Origin of the sequence: Bradyrhizobium sp. USDA 4541, assembly GCF_024171085.1 — a bacterium.
In the GTDB taxonomy this organism is placed as follows: Bacteria; Pseudomonadota; Alphaproteobacteria; order Rhizobiales; family Xanthobacteraceae; genus Bradyrhizobium; species Bradyrhizobium australafricanum.
Map to the genome: position 1 here is coordinate 1,547,834 of NZ_JALJZF010000001.1, position 20,489 is coordinate 1,568,322.

19 protein-coding genes are annotated in these 20,489 nt (G+C 65.3%); 9 read left to right on the top strand and 10 right to left on the bottom strand.

The features are described 5' to 3' along the window. The first annotated feature begins 223 nt into the window (after positions 1 to 223). From J2R80_RS07300 to J2R80_RS07310, 3 genes are all read left to right on the top strand, one after another. The gene (locus tag J2R80_RS07300; RefSeq protein WP_057018132.1) at positions 224 to 511 is read left to right on the top strand and encodes a FeoA family protein; all 288 of its coding nucleotides are present in this window, start codon (positions 224 to 226) and stop codon (positions 509 to 511) included. Beyond that, positions 508 to 2,382, top strand: coding sequence for a ferrous iron transporter B (locus J2R80_RS07305; RefSeq protein ID WP_057018133.1), 1,875 nt, complete (start codon positions 508 to 510; stop codon positions 2,380 to 2,382). The genes J2R80_RS07300 and J2R80_RS07305 overlap by 4 nt, the downstream gene beginning before the upstream one ends. A gap of 125 nt (positions 2,383 to 2,507) precedes the next feature. After that, on the top strand, positions 2,508 to 5,258 hold the full coding sequence (locus J2R80_RS07310; protein ID WP_253638286.1) for a bifunctional acetate--CoA ligase family protein/GNAT family N-acetyltransferase: 2,751 nt from the start codon (positions 2,508 to 2,510) through the stop codon (positions 5,256 to 5,258). 28 nt (positions 5,259 to 5,286) lie between these two features. Here the strand turns inward: J2R80_RS07310 and J2R80_RS07315 are convergent, their stop codons facing one another. The 5 genes from J2R80_RS07315 to J2R80_RS07335 form a co-directional block, all read right to left on the bottom strand. After that, positions 5,287 to 6,072: a succinate dehydrogenase iron-sulfur subunit gene (locus tag J2R80_RS07315; RefSeq protein WP_028337893.1), complete on the bottom strand. Its 786-nt coding sequence runs from the start codon at positions 6,070 to 6,072 to the stop codon at positions 5,287 to 5,289. Positions 6,073 to 6,090: 18 nt separating this feature from the next. Further along, positions 6,091 to 7,929, bottom strand: a complete 1,839-nt coding sequence (sdhA, locus tag J2R80_RS07320; protein ID WP_229192491.1) for a succinate dehydrogenase flavoprotein subunit — start codon at positions 7,927 to 7,929, stop codon at positions 6,091 to 6,093. 3 nt (positions 7,930 to 7,932) lie between these two features. Next, entirely contained in the window at positions 7,933 to 8,307 is a 375-nt protein-coding gene (gene sdhD / locus J2R80_RS07325) for a succinate dehydrogenase, hydrophobic membrane anchor protein (RefSeq protein WP_085964893.1), read from the bottom strand. Between the two features lie 14 nt (positions 8,308 to 8,321). Continuing rightward, positions 8,322 to 8,720, bottom strand: a complete 399-nt coding sequence (gene sdhC / locus J2R80_RS07330; protein WP_028337891.1) for a succinate dehydrogenase, cytochrome b556 subunit — start codon at positions 8,718 to 8,720, stop codon at positions 8,322 to 8,324. Positions 8,721 to 8,949: 229 nt separating this feature from the next. Beyond that, entirely contained in the window at positions 8,950 to 9,852 is a 903-nt protein-coding gene (locus J2R80_RS07335) for a LysR family transcriptional regulator (protein ID WP_253640945.1), read from the bottom strand. A 122-nt stretch (positions 9,853 to 9,974) separates the two neighbouring features. On the opposite strand from J2R80_RS07335, the gene J2R80_RS07340 reads away from it, so the two are divergent. Both J2R80_RS07340 and J2R80_RS07345 read left to right on the top strand, forming a co-directional pair. Then, a complete protein-coding gene (locus tag J2R80_RS07340; protein ID WP_229192488.1) occupies positions 9,975 to 10,214 on the top strand; it encodes a hypothetical protein in 240 nt (79 codons plus the stop codon). A gap of 13 nt (positions 10,215 to 10,227) precedes the next feature. Next, a complete protein-coding gene (locus tag J2R80_RS07345; RefSeq protein ID WP_076834685.1) occupies positions 10,228 to 11,088 on the top strand; it encodes a sulfite exporter TauE/SafE family protein in 861 nt (286 codons plus the stop codon). On the opposite strand, the gene J2R80_RS07350 is transcribed toward J2R80_RS07345, so the two are convergent. Beyond that, positions 11,066 to 11,590, bottom strand: coding sequence for a DUF3658 domain-containing protein (locus J2R80_RS07350; protein WP_083715232.1), 525 nt, complete (start codon positions 11,588 to 11,590; stop codon positions 11,066 to 11,068). The two genes, J2R80_RS07345 and J2R80_RS07350, sit on opposite strands and share 23 nt — an antisense overlap. Before the next feature lie 26 nt (positions 11,591 to 11,616). Beyond that, a complete protein-coding gene (locus J2R80_RS07355) occupies positions 11,617 to 13,146 on the bottom strand; it encodes a malonyl-CoA synthase (RefSeq protein WP_229192486.1) in 1,530 nt (509 codons plus the stop codon). Positions 13,147 to 13,232: 86 nt separating this feature from the next. On the opposite strand from J2R80_RS07355, the gene J2R80_RS07360 reads away from it, so the two are divergent. Beyond that, positions 13,233 to 13,994 carry an SDR family oxidoreductase gene (locus J2R80_RS07360; RefSeq protein WP_229192485.1) on the top strand — a complete coding sequence of 254 codons (762 nt, stop codon included), beginning with the start codon at positions 13,233 to 13,235 and terminating at the stop codon, positions 13,992 to 13,994. 257 nt (positions 13,995 to 14,251) lie between these two features. On the opposite strand, the gene J2R80_RS07365 is transcribed toward J2R80_RS07360, so the two are convergent. Beyond that, positions 14,252 to 15,652 carry an MFS transporter gene (locus tag J2R80_RS07365; protein ID WP_253638287.1) on the bottom strand — a complete coding sequence of 467 codons (1,401 nt, stop codon included), beginning with the start codon at positions 15,650 to 15,652 and terminating at the stop codon, positions 14,252 to 14,254. Between the two features lie 326 nt (positions 15,653 to 15,978). On the opposite strand from J2R80_RS07365, the gene J2R80_RS07370 reads away from it, so the two are divergent. The 3 genes from J2R80_RS07370 to J2R80_RS07380 all read left to right on the top strand — a co-directional run bounded on the left by J2R80_RS07370 (position 15,979) and on the right by J2R80_RS07380 (position 18,142). Next, a complete protein-coding gene (locus J2R80_RS07370) occupies positions 15,979 to 16,533 on the top strand; it encodes a fasciclin domain-containing protein (RefSeq protein ID WP_057020966.1) in 555 nt (184 codons plus the stop codon). Positions 16,534 to 16,713: 180 nt separating this feature from the next. Further along, positions 16,714 to 17,346: a cytochrome b/b6 domain-containing protein gene (locus J2R80_RS07375; RefSeq protein WP_253638288.1), complete on the top strand. Its 633-nt coding sequence runs from the start codon at positions 16,714 to 16,716 to the stop codon at positions 17,344 to 17,346. A 10-nt stretch (positions 17,347 to 17,356) separates the two neighbouring features. Beyond that, on the top strand, positions 17,357 to 18,142 hold the full coding sequence (locus tag J2R80_RS07380; RefSeq protein ID WP_057020964.1) for a molybdopterin-binding protein: 786 nt from the start codon (positions 17,357 to 17,359) through the stop codon (positions 18,140 to 18,142). Here J2R80_RS07380 and J2R80_RS07385 read toward each other — a convergent pair. Next, positions 18,129 to 19,157 (bottom strand): IS30 family transposase, encoded by a 1,029-nt coding sequence (locus J2R80_RS07385; RefSeq protein WP_253638289.1) that lies wholly within the window; start codon positions 19,155 to 19,157, stop codon positions 18,129 to 18,131. The two genes, J2R80_RS07380 and J2R80_RS07385, sit on opposite strands and share 14 nt — an antisense overlap. A 115-nt stretch (positions 19,158 to 19,272) precedes the next feature. Then, on the bottom strand, positions 19,273 to 20,481 hold the full coding sequence (locus J2R80_RS07390) for a YbfB/YjiJ family MFS transporter (RefSeq protein WP_253638290.1): 1,209 nt from the start codon (positions 20,479 to 20,481) through the stop codon (positions 19,273 to 19,275). Positions 20,482 to 20,489: the final 8 nt, after the last annotated feature.

Consider the following 20,489-nt stretch of genomic DNA (forward strand, 5'->3'; position numbering starts at 1 on the left):
GGTTACCGGAGGCCAACCCGGATCGATCAATTCGCAGCCGGCTCGCGTCCGGGGCAGCACGGGGCGGCTGCGGCGCGGCGGCATCACGACCTCGTTAGCGCCTCGCTGGCAGTCAAGCGGAAAATCGGCCTGGATGGCGCTTCCGGGCGCTGTTTTTAGGAGTTCTAAAACCTCTCACGGGCAAACGCTTGACCCTGTGACTACCTGCTGAAAAACAGGCCGCATGACAGGCGATCCAAACAGCTCCCGGGATGATTTGCAGGACGTCCGGCTCGGACATGCGGATCGCGGTTTTGTCGGAAAGATCATCAGGCTCGATGCGCTCGTGACGGGCTCATCGCTGTCTCCGCAGGAGCTGGAGCAGCGCCTGGTCGAGATGGGATTTGTCGAGGGCGCGCGCGTGGAAATCCTGCATGAAGGCACGATCCGAAAGGACCCGATCGCGGTGCGCGTCGACAACATCACGATCGCGCTGCGCCGGAGCGAAGCCATGGCTGTGATCGTCGAATGACCGCTGCATCCCTGCGCCTGGCGCTGGTCGGCGCGCCGAACACCGGCAAGACGTCGCTGTTCAACAGCCTGACCGGCAGCCGTCAGAAGGTCGCCAACTATCCGGGCGTCACGGTCGAGCGCAAGTCCGGCGGCTTCGTCACGCCCGAGGGCCGCAGCGTGACCGTGCTCGACCTGCCCGGCACCTATTCGTTGCGCGGCCGCAGCCCGGACGAGGAGATCACCCGCGACATCGTGCTGGGCCGCTTCGACGGCGAGGCGGTGCCCGACCTCGTGCTCTGCGTCGCGGACGCCACCAATCTGCGGCTGACCCTGCGGCTGGTGCTCGAGCTGAAGCGCGTCGGCCGGCCGATGATGCTCGTGCTCAACATGATCGATATCGCCAAGCGCCGCGGCGTCACGATCGACATCGACCGGATGTCGCAGGAGCTGGGACTGCCGATCGTGACCTCGGTCGCGGTCCGCAAGGGCGGCATCGACGAGCTCCTGAAGCGGACCGACGAATTCCTCTCCAAATCGCATGAGGCGGCGGCCAGCGAATGGACGACGCCGACGATTGCCGACCTCAAGGCGGCGCAGCGCGAGGCGGACCGCATCATCGCGGCGGCGGTGACGCTGCCGACCAAGCCCGACACGCTGACCAACCGGATCGATTCGGTCGTGCTGCATCCGGTCTGGGGTCTCGTGATCCTGGCCGTGATCCTGTTCGTGATGTTCCAGGCGGTGTTCACCTGGGCGCAGCCCGCGATGGAGTTTCTGTCGGACAGCTTCGCCGCGCTCGGGCAGCTGATCCACAATTTGCTGCCCGAAAGCTGGAGCCTGTTGCAGAGCTTCCTGCAGAACGGCGTGATCTCCGGCGTCGGCAGCGTGATCGTGTTCCTGCCGCAGATCATCATCATCTTCCTGTTCATCCTGCTGTTGGAAGATTTCGGCTACATGGCGCGCGCCGCGTTCCTGATGGACCGCATCATGGGCGGCGCCGGGCTGCATGGCCGCGCCTTCATTCCGCTGTTGTCGAGCTTTGCCTGCGCCATTCCCGGCATCATGGCGACGCGCGTCATCGACAATCGCCGCGACCGCCTGACCACGATCCTGATCGCGCCGCTGATGACGTGCTCGGCGCGCATTCCGGTCTACACGCTGATTATCTCCGCTTTCGTTCCAGCGACCACGCTGTGGGGTTTCGTCAATCTGCAGGGACTCGTGATGTTCGGCCTCTACGCCGCCGGCATCACCAGCGCGCTGACGGTGTCGGCGATCGCGAAATTCTTCTTGTGGCGCGATCACGCGCCGGCACCGTTCATGCTGGAATTGCCCGACTACAAGATGCCGCGGCCGAAGAGCATCGCGATCGGCGTGTTCACCCGCGCCAAGATGTTCCTGTACCGGGCCGGCACCACGATCCTCTCGATGATGGTGCTGATCTGGTTCCTGGCCTCGTTCCCGCAGGCGCCGGCCGGCGCCGAGGGGCCGGCGATCAACTACAGCTTCGCCGCGATGATCGGCCATGCGCTCGAGCCGCTGCTGCGGCCGATCGGCTTCAACTGGCAGATCGCGGTGGCGCTGATCCCCGGCATGGCGGCGCGCGAGGTCGCGGTCGCGGCGCTCGGCACGGTCTATTCGATCGAGGGCGGCAAGGAGGCGGCGGACCAGATCGGCCAGGTGCTGGCGCAGAAATGGACGCTGGCGACCGCGCTCTCGCTGCTGGTCTGGTACATCTTCGCCCCGCAATGCGCCTCGACGCTCGCGGTGATCCGCCGCGAGACCGGCGGCGCGAAGTGGATGGTGGTGACGTTCGTCTACATGCTCGCGCTGGCCTATGTCGCGAGCTTCCTGACTTTCAACCTCGCGCAGGCGCTCGGCCTGCATTGATCGGCAACACAGTTTCATCATCTCGACTCGAAACTGCGATAGGTGCATGCAACCAAGCGAAGCAGTAGAGTTGGTCGAGGGCGCATGAAGCGGGCGCCTCCGCGTGTTCCCTGCGAGACCATGCAATGTCGACGTACGGCCTGGAGCGGCTATTTTCGCCTCGAAGCATCGCAATCGTCGGCGGCAGCCCGCGTCCGTCGTCGCTCGGCGCGGCGGTGCTCAGGAACATCAGAGCGAGCGGCTTCACCGGCCGCGTCGGCGTCGTCAATCGGAACTATGCCGACGTCGATGGTGCGCCGACCGTTCCCGACCTGAAATCGCTGCCATTCGTTCCGGACCTCCTCGTCATCAGCGCACCGGCGGCTGCGGTTCCGGAGATCGTCGCGGAGGCGGCTTCAGCCGGCGTTGTCGGCGCGGCGATCCTGTCGGCCGGTCTCGGCCATGGCCCGGGCTCGCTCGCGGAGACCGCGGGGCAGACGGCGCGACGGCATGGTATGCGCCTGATCGGGCCGAACTGCCTCGGCGTCATGGTGCCGCGCGCCAAGCTCAATGCGAGCTTCGCCTCGCATCAGCCGTCCGACGGGCACGTTGCCCTGATCTCGCAGTCCGGCGCGGTCGCGTCGGCGATGATCGAGTGGGCGGCGGAACGGCGGCTCGGCTTCTCCGGCATTGCGTCGATCGGCGACCAGCTCGATGTCGACGTCGCCGACCTCCTGGACTATTTCGCGCTCGACGACCACACCAGCGCGATCCTGATCTATCTCGAAGCCGTCAAGGACGCGCGCAAGTTCATGTCGGCGGCGCGCGCCGCGGCGCGGCTGAAGCCGGTCGTCATCGTCAAGTCGGGACGGATGGAGCAGGGCGCCAAGGCCGCCGCGACCCACACCGGCGCGCTGGCCGGCTCCGATGCGGTCTACGACGCCGCATTCCGTCGCGCCGGCATGCTGCGCGTCTACGACCTGCGTCAGCTGTTCGATTGCGCCGAACTGCTTGGCCGCGGCTTCGTTCCGCGCGGCAACCGACTGGCGATCCTGACCAATGGCGGCGGGCTCGGCATCCTCGCGACCGACCGGCTGGCCGAGCTCGGCGGCGTTCCTGCGACACTGACGGCGGAGACCATCGAACGGCTCGACAAGGTGCTGCCGCCGGGCTGGTCCTATGCCAATCCGGTCGACATCGCGGGCGATGCCGATGCCGATCGCTACGTGGTGGCGCTCAGCGCACTGCTCGATGATGCGAACAGCGATGCGGTGCTGGTCGCGAATGTGGAAACCGCGGTTGCGCCGGCCCAAGGAATTGCAGAGGCGGTGGCGCAATGCGTCCGCGACCGCAGGACGAAGCGGAGTGCGGTCGCCGCACTGGTGCTCGCGGCCTGGGTCGGCGCCGACGAGCGCACCGGCGCGATCTTCGAGGCGGCACGGATTCCGCACTTCCCGACCGAGGACGATGCGGTGCGCGCCTTCATGTATCTGGTGCGCTATCGCGAGGCCTCGACCGCGCTCGCCGCAACCCCGCCTGGCGTCGCATCGGTGTTCACGCCGGAGACGGCGGCGGCGCGCCATGTCGTCGTGAACGCGCTGTCGGAAGGGCGCGCCTGGCTCGATCCGGCCGAGATCGTCGCCCTGTTCGCGGCCTATCGTATTCCGATCGCGACGACGCTCGTCGCCGACAGTGCCGAGGACGCTGCCGAGAAGGCGGCGCCGTTCCTCGCCGAGGGACATGCGATCGTGGTCAGGGTGTTCTCGCGCGACATCCGGCACGCCTCCGACGTCGGCGGCGTGATCCTCGACCTGCGCACGAAAGACAGCGTCGTTGAGGCTGCCCGGACCGTCATGGCGCGGGCACGAAGTGCCCGGCCCGATGCCATCCTGCAAGGCGTGACGATCCAGCCGATGATCGTGCGGCGCGCGGCGCGCGAACTGATCCTCGGCATCGCCGAAGATCCGACCTTCGGTCCGGTGATCGTGTTCGGGCGTGGCGGCCCCGCGGTCGAGGTGATCAACGACAAGGCGCTGGCGCTGCCGCCGCTCGACATGAATCTCGCTCGCGAACTGATCGGGCGCACCCGCGTCTCGCGGCTGCTCGGCGGCTATGGCGATGTGCCGGCGGTCCCGGCGGACGTCGTGCCGCTCACCCTCGTCAAGCTGGCGCAGATGGCGGCCGACATTCCCGAGGTCGCCGAGCTCGACATCAATCCGATGCTGGCGGACGAGAGCGGCGTGCTCGCGCTCGATGCGCGGGTCGCGATCCGCAAGCCGGCGCGGCTGTTTGCCGGCCAAACGCGGCTCGCGGTGCGGCCCTATCCGTCGCAATGGGAAGGTGAGCTTGCGCTGCGCGACGGCTCGCGTGTCACGGTACGCCCGATGCGGCCGGAAGACGAGCCGATGGTCAGCGAGTTCTTCAAGCGCGTCACCGCCGAAGACCTCAGGCTGCGCTTCTTCCATGCGATGAAGGAATTCTCGCACGCCTTCATCGCGCGCCTGACCCAGCTCGACTATGCGCGGGCGATGGCGTTTGTGGCGCTCGATCCGAACACCGGCGAGATGATGGGTGCGGTCCGGCTGCATTCGGACTCGCTGTACGAGAATGCCGAATACGCGATCCTGCTGCAGTCCGATCTCAAGGGCAAAGGGCTCGGCTGGGCGCTGATGCAGCTCCTGATCCACTATGCGCGGTCGGAGGGATTGAAGCGTCTGTCCGGCCAGGTGCTGACCGAGAACACCACGATGATCGGGATGTGCCGCGATCTCGGCTTCACCGTGACGATGGATCCGGACGATCACAGCATCGTCGATGTCGTACTCGACCTCGATCGATCCGGCGTCGATGCGGTCGGCGCCGATATCCTGATCCGGCCCGCTGCGGCTGGCCGCTGATAACAGCGCCAGCCGCGGCTGCAACGGATCAGATCTGGCGTTCGACCAGCTTGAACTTGAGCTCGGCGATCGCTTCGGAGGGGTTGAGGCCCTTCGGACACGCCTTGGCGCAGTTCATGATGGTGTGGCAGCGATAGAGGCGGAACGGATCCTCGAGATTGTCGAGCCGCTCGCCGGTCGCTTCGTCGCGGGAGTCGGTGACCCAGCGGTTTGCCTGCAGCAGCGCGGCGGGGCCGAGGAAGCGCTCGCTGTTCCACCAGTAGCTCGGGCATGAGGTCGAGCAGCAGGCGCACAGGATGCACTCGTAGAGGCCGTCGAGCTTCTCGCGGTCCTCGTGGCTCTGCCTCCACTCCTTCTGCGGCGTCGGCGTCGTGGTCTTCAACCACGGCTCGATCGAGGCATATTGGGCGTAGAAATTGGTCAGGTCCGGGACCAGGTCCTTCACCACCGGCTGGTGCGGCAGCGGATTGACCTTCACCGCACCGCCCGCGCCGACGTCGTGCATCGACTTGGTGCAGGCCAGCGTGTTCTGGCCGTCGATGTTCATCGCGCAGGAGCCGCAGACGCCTTCGCGGCAGGAGCGGCGGAAGGTCAGCGTCGGGTCGATGTGGTTCTTGATCCAGATCAGGCCGTCCAGCACCATCGGACCGCAATCATTGGTGTCGACATGATAGGTGTCGACGCTCGGATTCTTGCCGTCGTCCGGGTTCCAGCGATACACCCGAAATTCGCGCGTCTCGGTGGCGCCGGCCGGCTTCGGCCAGGTCTTGCCGCCGGAAATCTTCGAATTCTTCGGAAGTGCGAATTCAACCATGCTTGCTCGCCTTCGTTCTCAGTAGACCCGCGCCTTCGGCGGGATGTACTGCACGTCATTGGTCATCGTGTAGCTGTGCACCGGACGGTACTCGATCGCGGTCTTGCCGGCCGGATCGATCCAGGTCAGCGTGTGCTTCATCCAGTCCTTGTCGTTGCGGTCCGGGAAGTCCTCGCGCGCATGCGCGCCGCGGCTTTCGGTGCGGTTGGCCGCCGAATCCATCGTCACGACCGCCTGCACGATCAGATTGTCGAATTCCAGCGTCTCGACCAGGTCGGAATTCCACACCAGCGAGCGGTCCGACACCGAGATGTCGCCGACGCCGCCATAGACCTTGTGGATCAGGTTCTGGCCTTCCTGCAGCACGTCGCCGGTGCGGAACACCGCGCAATTGTTCTGCATCACATGCTGCATGCTGTCGCGCAGCTTCGCGGTCGGCGTGCCGCCGGAGGCATGGCGGAAGTGATCGAGCCGGCCGAGCGCGAGATCGGCGGAATCCTTCGGCAGCTCCGGCTGCTTGGCGTTCGCGGTCAGCTTGTCGGCAAGGCGCAGCGCCGCGGCGCGGCCGAACACCACGAGGTCGATCAGCGAGTTGGAGCCGAGGCGGTTGGCGCCGTGCACCGAGACGCAGGCCGCTTCGCCGATCGCCATCAGGCCCGGCACCACCGAATTGTCGTCGCCATTGCGCTTGGTCAGCACCTCGGCGTGATAGTTGGTGGCGATGCCGCCCATGTTGTAGTGCACGGTCGGCACGATCGGGATCGGCTCGCGGGTGACGTCGACATTGGCGAAGATCTTTGCCGATTCGGAGATGCCCGGCAGCCGCTCATGCAGCACCTTCGGATCGAGGTGGTCGAGGTGCAGGAAGATGTGGTCCTTCTTCTTGCCGACGCCGCGGCCTTCGCGGATCTCGATCGTCATCGCGCGCGAGACGACGTCGCGCGAAGCGAGGTCCTTGGCCGACGGCGCATAGCGCTCCATGAAGCGCTCGCCCTCGGAGTTGACGAGATAGCCGCCTTCGCCGCGGGCGCCTTCGGTGACGAGGCAGCCCGAGCCGTAGATGCCGGTCGGATGGAACTGGACGAATTCCATGTCCTGCAGCGGCAGGCCGGCGCGCAGCACCATGCCGCCGCCGTCGCCGGTGCAGGTGTGCGCCGAGGTGCAGGAGGCGTAGGCGCGACCATAGCCGCCGGTCGCCAGGATCGTGCTCTGGGCGCGGAAGCGGTGCAGTGTGCCGTCGTCGAGCTTGAGCGCGATCACGCCGCGGCAGACGCCCTGGTCGTCCATGATCAGGTCGATGGCGAAGAACTCGATGAAGAACTCGGCCGAGTGGCGCAGCGACTGGCCGTACATCGTGTGCAGCATGGCGTGGCCGGTGCGGTCGGCGGCGGCGCAGGTGCGCTGTGCCTGGCTCTTGCCGAAGTCGATGGTCATGCCGCCGAACGGGCGCTGATAGATCTTGCCGTCCTCGGTGCGCGAGAACGGAACGCCCCAGTGCTCGAGCTCGTAGACCGCGTCGGGCGCGTTGCGCACCATGTATTCGATCGCGTCCTGGTCGCCGAGCCAGTCCGACCCCTTCACGGTGTCGTACATGTGCCAGCGCCAGTCGTCCTGATGCATGTTGCCGAGCGAGGCCGAGATGCCGCCCTGCGCCGCCACCGTGTGCGAGCGGGTCGGGAACACCTTGGTGATGCAGGCGGTGCGCAGCCCGGCTTCCGAACAGCCGACCACGGCGCGCAGGCCGGCGCCGCCGGCACCGACCACGACGACGTCGTAGGTATGGTCCTGGATCGGGTAGGCCTTGCCGTTCGTGGCCGGGCCACCATTGGTGGCCTTGCCGTTTCCTTCACCGGCCATGGATCAAACTCCCGACGACAATTTGAGGATTGCGTAGATCGAGGCCAATGCGACCGCGACGCAGAAGAAGTTGTTCGCCATCACGCTGGCGATCTTCAGCTTCTCGTTATGGATGTAGTCTTCGATCACGACCTGCATGCCGATCTTCATGTGCCAGGTGCTGGCGATGATGAAGAGCAGCAGGATGATGGCGATCGGGATCGAGCCGAGGATCTGCGCCGCGCCGGCATGGTTGCGGCCGATCAGCGTGATCACCACGACGATCACGGGAACGATCAGCAGCGTCATCGCAACCGCGGTGAGGCGCTGGCGCCAGAAATCGCCCGTGCCGGTGTGCGCGGAGCCGAGGCCGCGGACGCGCTCCAGCGGCGTGCGCATCGAGGAGGGGCCGCTCATCGTCCACCTCCCACGGCGTAGGCAATGATCCAGACCAAAACGGTCAACGCGATGCCGGCGACCAGCGCGCCCCAGGTCAGGGCTTCGCGCTCATTGGCCTTGAAGCCGTAGCCGAGGTCCCAGACGAAATGCCGGATGCCGCTGCACAGATGGTGCATCAGCGCCCATGTGTAGCCGAACACGATCAGCTTGCCGATCGCGCTGCCGGTGAAGGCCTGGACGTTGGCGTAAGCCGAGGGGCCGGAGGCGGCGGCGATCAGCCACCAGGCCAGCAGCAGCGTGCCGAAATAGAGGGCCAGACCCGTGGCGCGGTGGACGATGGACAGCGCCATCGTCAGCGTCCAACGGTAGGTCTGCAAATGGGGTGAAAGCGGTCGTTCGATCCTGGCGGTCATCGGCGGGCTTTATGTTGTGAGGGACCGCGGCCGGCCCATCGGGGAACGCGGTAGAGGAGTTCTATTTACGGAGTCGGATCACCCCGCGCAACGGCCAAATAGCCTTCGGTCGAACCGAAGTTCATTGTTAGAGTTGCCGAATTCTGGTTGATCCGCAGTGTGGTATACCAGATGCAAGGCCGAGCGAACAAAGTAATGAATCGGGATGCTCGTGGATCGGTTGACGCGCTCAACTGCCCGCAAACGGGGGTCGCAAGGCGTCGATTTTGCCCCACCGTTCCACCAGATAATCGACAAATGCCCTGATCTTAGGCGATGCGAGACGTGACGGCTGAAGCATCAGATGTAGCGGCGTCGGCGCCGGCTCATGGTCGATCAACAGGCGCGTCAGGCGACCGTCGGCGAGCTCGGACTGCACTTGCCAGGACGGCACGCGGACGATGCCGGCGCCCTCCCGCGCCGCGCTGACCAGCGCGTCGAGGCTATTCATCCAGAGCCGACCGGATATGCGGATTTTGCGACCCGTCTTGCTGCCGTCGGCAAAGCGCCACTCCGCGCTGCCGGGCGAATCGGAAAACACCAGGCAGTCATGCCCGGCAAGATCAACCGGTGTCTGCGGCGCGCCGCGCCGGGCCAGGTAGTCCGGCGACGCGCACGCAATCATCTGCAGATCGGTGAGCTTGCGCGCTACCAGCTGCGAGTCGCGCAAGCGGCCGATGCGTATAGCCAGATGGATATCCTCTTCGACCATGTCGACGGCGCGGTCGACCAGCAGAAGGTCGACGGACAGCGCCGGATAGCGGCGCAGAAACTCGACCAGCAGCGGCGCGATCACGAGCCGTCCGATCAGACTCGGCGAGCTGACGCGGATCCGTCCCGATGGCTGATGCGGGTCGCGCGCCAGCGCCGCCTCGATCTCCCTGACTTCGCCGAGGATCGATTTCGCGCGCTCGTAGAGGATGCGTCCGTCGTCGGTCAGCGCGAGCTGGCGGGTGGTGCGCAGCAGCAGGCGAGTGCCGAAATGCTCCTCGAGCGCGCTGATCTGCCGGCTCACCGAGGTCAGCGAGCTCGGCAGCGAGCGCGCGGCCGCCGACAGGCTGCCGCTCTCGACCGCGCGGACAAAGGCCGCCATCGCCGCAAGCCGGTCCAAGCCCGATCCTTCCGCATTTCGCAAGAGAGCCTGCTCATCTGCAGCAATACCCCCGTCTTTCAGAAGGGTCTAGCCTGACGGCTCCACGATTTGAGGAGTTCGACATGGCCTCAACGTCCATCCGTCCAAATTCGCTCGAGCGGCGCGGACGTGCCGACGCCGACGATCCGGCCATCCTGCTTGTTTTCTCCTGCGTCGGACTGTTAATCGACGTGCTGACGTTGCCGATGCAGGGCGCGACGTCCTCGATCCCACTCCGCTTTGCCTTGATTGCGGTCGCTGCTCCCGTGGCAGCGCTGGTCGCACTGTGGTTGGCCGACCGCACCGAGGCAGGCGCCTCCTGACGATGCGAAGGACATGATGGCCGGCCTCGATCCCAAGGAATTGCTCGAACTTGCGCTGCTGCTGATTGCGGTCGGGGCGCTGTCCGGCTTTCTCGCCGGTCTGTTCGGCATCGGCGGCGGCGCGATCCTGGTGCCGGTGTTCTACGAATGCTTCCGGCTGGCGGGCGTGCCGCTCGAGGTGCGGATGCCGCTGTGTATCGGCACCTCGCTCGCGATCATCATCCCGACCTCGCTGAGCTCGTTCCGCGCCCATTATCGCCGCGGCGCGGTCGATATGGAGATCCTGAAGCGCTGGTGGTTGCCGATCGTGATCGGCGTCGCCGCCGGCAGCGTCACCGCGCGGTTCGCGCCGGAGCGGCTGTTCAAGATCGTGTTCGTGATGGTGGCGTGGTCGGCGGCCGCGCGCCTGCTGCTGGCGCGCGAGACCTGGAAGTTCGGCGACGACGTGCCGAAGGGCTTCCTGATGCGCGCCTATGGCTTCTTCGTCGGCCTGTTGTCGACGTTGATGGGCATCGGCGGCGGCCTGTTCGCCAACCTCTTGATGACCTTCTACGGCCGGCCGATCCATCAGGCGGTCGCGACCTCTTCCGCGCTTGCGGTGCTGATCTCGATCCCCGGCGCGCTGGGCTACGTCTATGCCGGCTGGCCCGCGGCCGCGCGCTTCCCCGACGTCGCCGCGCTGCAATTGCCGTTCGCGCTCGGTTACGTCTCACTGATCGGGGCGCTGCTGGTGATGCCGACCACGCTCGTCACCGCGCCGCTCGGCGTCAAGGTTGCGCACGCGCTGTCGAAGCGGGCGCTGGAGGTGGCGTTCGGGGCCTATCTCTTCATCGTCGGCGGACGGTTCGTGATCAGCCTGCTGGGCGGGCACTGATCGGCTCGTCCTTCAGCCGTACTTCGCTGTGACCCCACGGTCGGAGGTCTCCGACGCCCTCGATCCGATCGGCGTGGGACAGGAATCGCAAGCGTGCTCCGATCATTTCAGGAGCTATCGGCAATTTCAGTTTCTCGCAGTCTGCCATCGCGACCCCTATAATCATCGCGACCTTCTGCCATCGCGATGTCAGGGCCGACATGATGACGTCGTCGAGCGCAGCTTCCGTAGCGCCACGGGGAAGACGCACGTCACTCCACTTCAGTTCGGAGGTCGGGGGAGGCAGTTCTTCGTGAAGCTCCAGCTTCATCAGGTCGCGAAACTGTTCGTAGAGCGGTAGCATCACCTGCCATTCCAGTTCGAGCAGGAGGTCATAAAGCCGGCCATCCAATTCAAGCCGCTCCTGCTTTCCGAGCTCCGCAATCGCGATTCGAGCCTTCTTCATCGCCTCGTGCGCGATGACGAGTTGATCGTTAATCTGGATAGCCTGCTCCCGCTCCATCTACCCCTCACGACGTTCTTGCGGCTTCATCCCTTCGCGTAAATATTCTTATACGTATCCCGCAGAATATTCTTTTGCACCTTGCCCATCGCGTTGCGCGGCAATTCCTCGACGACGAAGACGCGCTTCGGCATCTTGAACTTCGCCAGCCGTCCGTCGAGCGCCTTCAGCACCGCGGCCTCGCTGACATCGGCGCCCTTGGCGCAGACCAGAACGGCGGTGACGCCTTCGCCGAAATCGGCATGCGGCACGCCGATCACGGCTGACTCGATCACGCCGGGCATGGCGTCGATCTCGCTCTCGATCTCCTTCGGATAGACATTGAAGCCGCCCGAGATCACAAGATCCTTGCCGCGGCCGAGGATGTGGACATAGCCCTTGTCGTCGATCTTGCCGAGGTCGCCGGTGATGAAGAAGCCGTCGGCGCGGAATTCGGCCTTGGTCTTCTCCGGCATGCGCCAGTAGCCCTGGAACACGTTCGGGCCCTTGACCTCGATCATGCCGATGGTCTCGCGCGCGAGCTCCTTGCCGGTCTCGGGATCGGTCACCCGCACCGAGACGCCGGGCAGCGCGAAGCCGACCGCGCCGGGCACGCGGTCGCCGTCATAGGGGTTGCTCGTGTTCATGTTGGTCTCGGTCATGCCGTAGCGCTCGAGCACGGCGTGGCCGGTGCGATCAGACCATTCGCGATGGGTGTCGGCGAGCAGCGGCGCCGAGCCCGAGATGAACAGCCGCATGTGCCCGGTGGCGTCCTTGTTCAGGCCGGGATTCTGCAGCAGGCGGGTATAGAAGGTAGGCACGCCCATCATCACGGTGGCGCGCGCCATCAGCTTGATGATCACGTCCGGATCGAACTTCGGCAGGAAGATCATCGAGGCGCGCGCAAACAGCGTCACGTTGCTGGCCACGAACAGGCCGTGGGTGTGATAGATCGGCAGCGCGTGGATCAGCACGTCCTTGTCGGTGAAGCGCCAGTAGTCGACCAGCGAGTACGAGTTCGAGGCCAGATTGTCGTGCGACAGCATCGCGCCCTTGGAGCGGCCGGTGGTGCCCGACGTGTAGAGGATCGCGGCGAGATCATTGTTGCCGCGCGGCACGGTGGCGAATTCCTTCGCCGCCTGGTCGGCGGCCTCGGTCAGCGAGCCGTTGCCGTTGGCACCGAGCGTCTCGACCTTGGCGCCTACCTTGGCGGCGATCGCCTTGATGCCGTCCTGCTTGGAAGGATCGCAGACCACCAGCGCCGGCTCGGCGTCGGTGATGAAGTATTCGAGCTCGTTCAGTGTATAGGCGGTGTTGAGCGGTAGATAGGCGCCGCCGGCGCGCACGGTGGCGAGATACAGCACCAGGGCCGAAACCGACTTCTCGGTCTGCGCCGCGACGCGGTCGCCCGGCTTGACGCCGCGCTCGACCAGCACGTTCGCCATCTGGCCGGCGCGCGCGATCAGATCGCCATAGGAGATGCGGCTGCCGTCGAGCTGCTCGATCGCGAGCCGGCTGGGGTCGTCGAGGCCGTCGAACAGGCGGGAAAACAGGTTGGCGTTGGTGGTCGTGTTCATGCAAAGATTCCCCGAGGGGCGAAGGGCCGGAAGATTTCGGCTGGATTAGCAAAAACGCCCTTCAGAAAGCAACGGAGACAGTTTGCATGACAAATAATGGGAAACGCGTGGCCTGGGTCACCGGCGGCGGCACTGGAATCGGCGAATCCGGGGCGGAATTCCTGGCTGCGGACGGCTGGACGGTGGTGGTCTCCGGCCGCCGCAAGGAAGAGCTCGACCGCGTGGTGGCCAACATCACCAAAAAGGGCGGCAAGGCCGAGGCGATCCCGCTCGATGTCAGCAACAAGGCCGACGTCAACAAGGCCGCCGAGACGATCGTCGGCAAGCACGGCCGCATCGACCTCCTGGTCAACAGCGCCGGCATCAATGTGCCGAAGCGCAGCTGGGCCGACATGGAACTGGAAGGCTGGGACAAGCTCGTCGAGGTCAACCTCAACGGCGTGCTCTACTGCATGCGCGCGGTGCTGCCGACGATGCGCAAGCAGAAGGACGGCTGCATCATCAACGTCGCCTCCTGGGCCGGCCGCCACGTCTCGAAGATGCCGGGCCCGGCCTACACCACGACCAAGCACGCCGTGCTGGCGCTGACGCATTCCTTCAACATGGACGAATGCGTCAACGGCCTGCGCGCTTGCTGCCTGTCGCCGGGCGAGGTCGCGACCCCGATCCTGAAGCAGCGGCCGGTGGTGCCGAGCGAAGCCGAGCAGGCCAAGATGCTGCAGCCCGAGGATTGCGGCCGCACCATCGCCTTCGTCGCCAGCATGCCGGCACGGGTGTGCATGAACGAGATCCTGATCAGCCCGACCCACAACCGCGGCTTCATCCAGACGCCGGCGAACCGGGATTAGATGAGGTCCGTCTTCTCCTTCCCCCTGAAAGGGGTAAGGCCGGGATGGGGGTCAGCCGCAGGCGATGCTGTATGCGGAGAGCGCTGATCCCCACCCGCTTTGCTCTGCGAGCAAAGCGACCTCCCCTTTTCAAGGGGAGGTTGGAGCTCCGTAGCCCGGATGGAGCGAAGCGTAATCCGACGGTCTGCCCGCGGAGAGGCTGGTTCCGGATCTCGCTGCGCTTGATCCGGGCTACAAACGACGGAGTCCCGCGCGACTCACTCGATGATCTCGTTCAGCTCTTTCCCGGTATGCTCCGGCACGAACAGGAACACGCCGATCGCCATCGCGATCATCAGCACCGGGATGCAGAGGAACGACAGCGCGAACGAGCCGGTGTGCTGCTGAAGCGCGATCGAGACGAAGGGAAACAGCACGAAGCCGACGAAATAGGCGATCGCCCAGACCACGCCGTTGGCGGCGCCGCGGATGCGGGTCGGGAAGATCTCCGCGGTCAGCGTCGTGCTCGGCCCCCAGAAGCCGAGGAAGCCGAGACACCAGGCGAGCCCGAACGTCCATAGCAGCACGCGGTCTTCGGAATAGACCCAGAGCGTCATGAAGATCGCACCCTCGATCAGGGTGATGATGAAGGTGCGGCGGCGGCCGATCTTGTCGATCAGCCAGCCCACCAAGCACAGTCCAAGGAAGCCGCAGAGCCCGTAGAACACGTAGAACAGGCTGTACTCGGCGGTCGACCAGTGCTTCTCGGTCGACAGATACAGCGGCATCCAGGCGCCGACCGTGCCGTAGATGCAGGTCGAGGCGCAGGCGACGAACAGCGCAACAAGCGTGGCGGGCAGCACGTCGGGCATGAACACCTGGCGGATGCCGACCGACTTGGCCTTGCCGAACCAGGCGCTGTCCTCGGCGCTGACCGTGCCGCCGCGCGCCAGCGTCTCCGAGATGCGCCGCTTGCGGTCCTGCGCGCGCACCCAATAGGGCGATTCCGGGCAGGTGGAGCGGATATAGATCGCAAGCAGCGCGATCACGCCGGGCACCATCACTGCGATGCGCCAGCCGAAATTGGCAGCCACGAGCCCGGTGATTGCGCCGGCGAGCGTGGCGCCGAGGCACCAGGCCGAGCGGGTGATGCTGATGACGCGGCCGCGCAGCCGGGCCGGCCAGGTCTCCGCGACCAGCATCGAGCCCAGCGACCATTCGCCGTTGAGCGCGAAGAACAACAGCGAGCGCGCGATCACGAACACCGCGAAGGTCGGCGACATCGCCGCGACCGGCATCAGGAGCGAGAACAGCGCGATATTGACGGCGAGCAGCGTGCGGCGACCGTAGCGGTCGGCGAGCCATGGCCAGAAGTAAAGCCCCGCGATGCCGACGAACAGCGCGATCTGCATGCCGGAGCGGTACTCCGGCAGGCTCAGCGAAAATTCCTTGATCACCATCGGCGAGATCAGCGCGAAGATCACGCCGTCCATGCCGTCGAAGCCCCAGCCGAGCGCGTTGGCGGTGGCGATATGCCAATGCGTTTTCGTGATCTCGGTTGTGTCCGCAACCGCGCGGTAGTTGGCGTATTGCAGGTGCTTCTGCTCGAGCGGACCGATGTCGATGCTTGCATCGTTCACCACAGGTGCGGCGTGGCCGTCAGCCGTGATGCTGCTCATGATGCCTCCCCGCGGCCGCTTTCTGCGAAGCTGTGCCGCAACCTCAAGCTGAACCAATCAGCTGACTGCGACAAGCAAATTGCTCGCGGCAGCGCACGCGTCCATTCCGCTGAATGGAATGCATGCCGGGCAGCGCGAGGCGTCGCGTGTACGCAGCGCGCGCCGGCCGGTTTCAACAATCACAAAGAATTATTTCCGGAAACCGTCCGGAAAGCCTGCCGTAGCTCAGCCAACGACGACGCACTGATCAACCAGCACGCGCCGTTGTTGCCCCTTCAACGCCGGCGAAGCCTCGCCGGTCGGCCTACTCATCGGGAGATGAAACCATGTCGAAGCGTATTGCCTATCTCGCCGCCGCCGCCTTCAGCGCGCTTGCGATCACCGCCACTGTCGTGGCGCCGGTCCGTGCCGAGGAAAAGACCGTGATGGTCGGCGGCGCCGCGATGTTCCCGTCGAAGAACATCGTGCAGAACGCCGTCAACTCGAAGGATCACACCACGCTCGTCGCCGCAGTGAAGGCTGCGGGCCTGGTCGGCACGCTGGAAGGCAAGGGCCCGTTCACGGTGTTCGCGCCGACCAATGCCGCGTTCGGCAAGCTGCCGGCCGGGACCGTCGACACCCTCGTCAAGCCCGAGAACAAGGCGACGCTGACCAAGATCCTCACCTATCATGTGGTGCCGGGCAAGCTCGAGGCCTCCGACCTCACCGACGGCAAGAAGCTGAAGACCGCCGAGGGCGAGGAGCTGACCGTCAAGAAGCAGGACGGCAAGGTCTGGATCGTCGATGCCAAGGGCGGCAGCTCGATGGTGACGATTTCCAACGTCAACCAGTCGAACGGCGTCATCCATGTGGTCGATACCGTGCTGATGCCGGCGACGTAACACCTGGCGGCCTGCTTTAGTCCCTCAAAGGACCCGCGACATAGCGAGCCGGCGCCTCGCCCGGCTCGCATTTTTGTGACCATGTGAAGCAGCCTATATCAAACTGATGATGCCTGACCCCGTAACGGAACGCCGGTTCCGGGCGTATAACCTGGTAACGATCACGAGCAGAGACATCCCATGACGAGCCTTGCCGTCAGCGACCACCAGGCAGAGACCGCGACGCCCGCGAAGGCGATCCAGCCGGTCTGGGTGCGCATGGTGCACTGGATCAACGCCTTCGCGATGATCCTGATGATCATGTCCGGCTGGCAGATCTACAACGCCTCGCCGCTATTTAGCTTCACCTTCTCGCGGAGCGTTACGCTCGGCGGCTGGCTCGGCGGTGCGCTGCTCTGGCATTTCGCCGCGATGTGGCTGTTGATGGCCAACGGCTTGGTCTATCTGGCGCTGGGTTTCGCCACCGGCCGCTTCCGCAAGAAGCTGCTGCCGATCACCCCCGGCGGCGTGATTGCCGACACCAAGGCGGCGCTGGCCTTCAAGCTGTCGCATGACGATCTCAGCAAATACAATTCGGTGCAGAAGCTGCTCTATGCCGGCATCATCGTGGTCGGCGTCGTCATCGTGCTGTCCGGCCTGTCGATGTGGAAGCCGGTGCAGCTGCATTGGCTGGTGTCGCTGTTCGGCGGCTACGATTTCGCCCGCTACGTTCACTTCACCTGCATGGCGCTGATCGTCGCCTTCCTGGTGATCCATGTCGCGCTCGCGCTGCTGGTGCCGAAGAGCCTGCGCGCCATGATCATCGGACGCTAGGGAGGTAGTCATGGGTCGTCTCCGCAAGCTCCTGATCCCCGGTGTCGACAAGAAGCTGCTCGTGCGCGATGCGGTGAAGACGATGCCGGAGCTGACGCGCCGCCGCTTCATCACGGCGGGCACCAGCCTCGGCGCGCTGACGCTGCTCACCGGCTGCGATGTGGTCGATTCGTCGTCAGCCGAGGAAATGCTGAAGCAGGTCTCGAAGTTCAACGATGCGGTGCAGGCCTGGATGTTCAATCCGGATGCGCTGGCGCCGACCTTCCCCGAGAGCATGATCACCAAGCCGTTCCCGTTCAACGCCTATTACGATCTCGACGACGCGCCTGAGATTGCGGCAGCGGACTGGAAGCTCGAGGTGCGCGGGCTGGTCGAGAACAAGAAGTCGTGGACGCTCGACGAATTGTACAAGCTGCCGCAGGTCAAGCAGGTGACGCGGCATATCTGCGTCGAAGGCTGGAGCGCGATCGGCAGCTGGACCGGTACACCCTTGCGCGATTTCCTCAAGCTGGTCGGCGCCGACACCCGTGCCAAATATGTCTGGTTCCAGTGCGCCGACAAGGACGGCTACAACTCGCCGCTCGACATGCGCTCGGCGCTGCACCCGCAGACCCAGATGACGTTCAAATTCGGCGACGAGATCCTGCCGCGCGCCTACGGCTTTCCGATGAAGATCCGGGTCCCGACCAAGCTCGGCTTCAAGAACCCGAAATACGTGCTCTCGATGGAAGTCACCAACGACTACAAGGGCGGCTACTGGGAAGACCAGGGCTACAATTCGTTCAGCGGGAGCTAACTCGCTGTCGTCCTGGCGAAGGCCAGGAGGTGGATTCACATTCGAAGTGCAACACTTGAGCAAAGGACTCGGCAGGCGTGCGGTAGTCAAGGCATTTGCGCGGGGTGTTGTTGTAGGCGGCGATGAACTGGCGGAATCTGGCGGTCGAGAGGGTTACGAGATCCGTCTTGCGGGGAATAAAGCGGCGCATCCTGCCGATGGCGTTCTCGATGCCACCCTTCTGCCAGGGGGCATGGGGATCGCAGAAGAAGGTCGCGATCGAGAGGCGGTGCAGCGCCAGGTGACCGGCGAACTCGGTGCCGTTGTCGAAGGTAACGCTCTGGCGCAGCTCTTGTGGAAGGGGCGCGAAGAAGCCCACGAGATGGCGGGCGACACCGCGCGCGACCTTGCTGGCAAGGCGGATGCCGAGCAGCAGCCGCGAGGTGCGCTCGTGCACGGTCAGCACGGCCTGACCGTATTTCGAGAACATCATCAGGTCGGCCTCCCAGTGCCCGGGCACGCTGCGGTCGGCCGCTTCGAGCGGCCGATTTGCCAGGGATACACGGCCTTCGATGAAGCTTGCGGGGCTGCCGCCCCGCTTGCCGCGGCAGCCGCGCTTGCTCTTGGCGCGCGGCAGATAGCGCCGCCAGTTGAAGTCCGTGGTGCGCCTGAGTTGGCGATAGATGAAGCGGTAGATGGTCTCGTGGGAGATCACCTTGCGCCCGTACTCGCGGGCCAGCCGGCCAGCGACCTGCTCGGGCGACCAGCCGCGGCGAAGGCGTTGCAACACCGCGCGGCGCAGGCCGGGCTCCCGTTCGAGGCGTCCGCCCGTCCAGCGCCGCGCTCGCATCTGGTGCTGGGCATAGCTCGGCTTGTAGCCGACCTGGCTCCCCCGATTGCGCCTCAGTTCCCGAGAGATCGTTGATGGCGAGCGATCCAGAGCTGCCGCGATTTGCCGGACCGAGCTGCCATTGGCCGATCGGCAGGCAATCTCGCATCGGTCGTCCAGAGAGAGCTGCTTGTAAGTCCGCCCCATGGCAACACCTCCTCAAGGAAGTGTTGCACTTCGTTTGTGAACTCAGGGGACCCATACTCCGCGGCCGAGGGAATAGGCAGGCTGGGAGACGCTCCCTCCATCACAACCACTTGTGTTATGGGTCCCGACCTTCGCCGGGACGACGCTGGGAGGGGATCTTCCTCTGAAACGCCGACAGCAGCGCGCCGAGCGCGAGCATCGCGGCCGAGACGTTCAACGCGAATGACAGGCTGCCGATCGCGTCGGTGATGGCGCCGACCACGATCGGTCCGAGCGTCTGGCCGATGCCGAACGCGATGGTCATCGCCGCGATTGCGGTCGGCCAGGATTGCGGCGGGTAGTTGAAACGCACGAAGGCGGTGGTCGAGCCGACCACGGCGAAGAAGGCGACGCCGAACACCAGCGCCGAGATCGCCAGCAGCAGCGGCGAATGCCCGAAGATCGGCAGGCTGGCGCCGAGCGCGTTGACGCCGAGGATGATGGTGGTGGCGAGCCCGCCGCGGTCGAGCGCCAGCACCCGCCCCCAGACCCAGGGCGTCACGAATGCGCTGACGCCGATCAGGCTCCAGAACGCGCTCTGTGCAGCTGCGCCGCCGCCGCCGTCCCGGACATAGGCGATCATGAAAGTCATGTAGGCGATGTAGCCGGCGCCGAACAGGAAGTAGGCGGCGAGGTAGATCAGGACCGGCATGACAGCGAATTGGGTCCGCACGATGCCGCCGGCGGCGGTGTTGGCGTGGAGCGGCGCCAGCATCAGCGGCACGGTCATGATCGCGGAAAGTAGCGTCATCGCCCACCACACGATCCACCACGAGCCGGCGCCGAAGCCCTGCAGCACGAAGGGCGCGATCAAGCCCGATGCGAGGATGCCGACGCCCGGCCCAGCATAGAACAGGCTGAGCAGGAAGTTCGCGCGTTCGGGTCGCGATTGCGCGATGGTCGCCGCAAGCGCGCCGCCGCCGACGAAGCCGATCGCGGCGGCGAAGCCGACCAGCAGGCGGGCAAAGCTCAGCACCGCGAAATTGCCCGAGAGGGCGCAAAGCGCCAGCGACAGCGCGCAGGCCAGCGTCGACCAGCGCACCGATGCGGCAAGTCCGAAGCGCTCAATCAGCCGCGAGGCGAGCAGCGCACCGACCAGATAGCCGGCGGCATTGATCGTGTTCATGAAGCCGGCGGCCGAATAGGACCAGGCCAGCGAGTCGCGCATGTCGGGCAGCACCAGCGAATAGGCAAACCGGCCGATGCCGAGACCGACCGTCGGTGCGAGCGACAGAATAAGGATCAGCCGCGCGGGATGCGGGTAGGACGGGGCGGGGGCTCTCACAATTCACT

Bases quoted from the DNA above. Each gene is read 5' to 3' on its own strand.
- J2R80_RS07305 (WP_057018133.1), top strand. From the start codon at position 508: ATGACCGCTGCATCCCTGCGCCTGGCGCTGGTCGGCGCGCCGAACACC.
- J2R80_RS07310 (WP_253638286.1), top strand. From the start codon at position 2,508: ATGTCGACGTACGGCCTGGAGCGGCTATTTTCGCCTCGAAGCATCGCA.
- J2R80_RS07380 (WP_057020964.1), top strand. From the start codon at position 17,357: ATGGGTCGTCTCCGCAAGCTCCTGATCCCCGGTGTCGACAAGAAGCTG.
- sdhA (WP_229192491.1), bottom strand. From the start codon at position 7,929: ATGGCCGGTGAAGGAAACGGCAAGGCCACCAATGGTGGCCCGGCCACG.
- J2R80_RS07355 (WP_229192486.1), bottom strand. From the start codon at position 13,146: ATGAACACGACCACCAACGCCAACCTGTTTTCCCGCCTGTTCGACGGC.
- sdhC (WP_028337891.1), bottom strand. From the start codon at position 8,720: ATGACCGCCAGGATCGAACGACCGCTTTCACCCCATTTGCAGACCTAC.
- J2R80_RS07335 (WP_253640945.1), bottom strand. From the start codon at position 9,852: ATGGCGGCCTTTGTCCGCGCGGTCGAGAGCGGCAGCCTGTCGGCGGCC.
- J2R80_RS07360 (WP_229192485.1), top strand. From the start codon at position 13,233: ATGACAAATAATGGGAAACGCGTGGCCTGGGTCACCGGCGGCGGCACT.
- J2R80_RS07375 (WP_253638288.1), top strand. From the start codon at position 16,714: ATGACGAGCCTTGCCGTCAGCGACCACCAGGCAGAGACCGCGACGCCC.
- J2R80_RS07385 (WP_253638289.1), bottom strand. From the start codon at position 19,157: ATGGGGCGGACTTACAAGCAGCTCTCTCTGGACGACCGATGCGAGATT.
- J2R80_RS07365 (WP_253638287.1), bottom strand. From the start codon at position 15,652: ATGAGCAGCATCACGGCTGACGGCCACGCCGCACCTGTGGTGAACGAT.
- J2R80_RS07370 (WP_057020966.1), top strand. From the start codon at position 15,979: ATGTCGAAGCGTATTGCCTATCTCGCCGCCGCCGCCTTCAGCGCGCTT.
- J2R80_RS07340 (WP_229192488.1), top strand. From the start codon at position 9,975: ATGGCCTCAACGTCCATCCGTCCAAATTCGCTCGAGCGGCGCGGACGT.
- J2R80_RS07345 (WP_076834685.1), top strand. From the start codon at position 10,228: ATGATGGCCGGCCTCGATCCCAAGGAATTGCTCGAACTTGCGCTGCTG.
- sdhD (WP_085964893.1), bottom strand. From the start codon at position 8,307: ATGCGCACGCCGCTGGAGCGCGTCCGCGGCCTCGGCTCCGCGCACACC.
- J2R80_RS07350 (WP_083715232.1), bottom strand. From the start codon at position 11,590: ATGGAGCGGGAGCAGGCTATCCAGATTAACGATCAACTCGTCATCGCG.
- J2R80_RS07300 (WP_057018132.1), top strand. From the start codon at position 224: ATGACAGGCGATCCAAACAGCTCCCGGGATGATTTGCAGGACGTCCGG.
- J2R80_RS07315 (WP_028337893.1), bottom strand. From the start codon at position 6,072: ATGGTTGAATTCGCACTTCCGAAGAATTCGAAGATTTCCGGCGGCAAG.